At 43.5% G+C, this 248-nt stretch carries 1 protein-coding gene; it reads right to left on the bottom strand.

All coding sequences use genetic code 11. From position 1 onward, the window contains the following. The coding region (locus LZZ90_RS14030; RefSeq protein WP_237791329.1) for a hypothetical protein at window positions 1-248 on the bottom strand (248 nt) is incomplete at both ends.

Here is a 248-nt window from a genome sequence, read left to right on the forward strand (position 1 = left end):
AGTAGCAGTAAACGTTACCAGAGCACTTCCTGAATTTCCACAACCATCGCTTAAAGCAGTGAAGTTATGCGACCATGTTACAGAAGAACATACATCGGAAGCAGCTGCACCACCATGACTGTTAAGCCATGCCTGTAGTTGTGCGTTGTTTCCTTGTCCGTCACATTCTACAGTCATATTGGCTGCCTGTTGTGTGATTGTCGGATTAGTTGTATCCTGAATTGTGAATGTTGCCGAAGTTGTATTTT

The organism is Flavobacterium sp. SM15, assembly GCF_022012335.1.
Lineage (GTDB): Bacteria > Bacteroidota > Bacteroidia > Flavobacteriales > Flavobacteriaceae > Flavobacterium.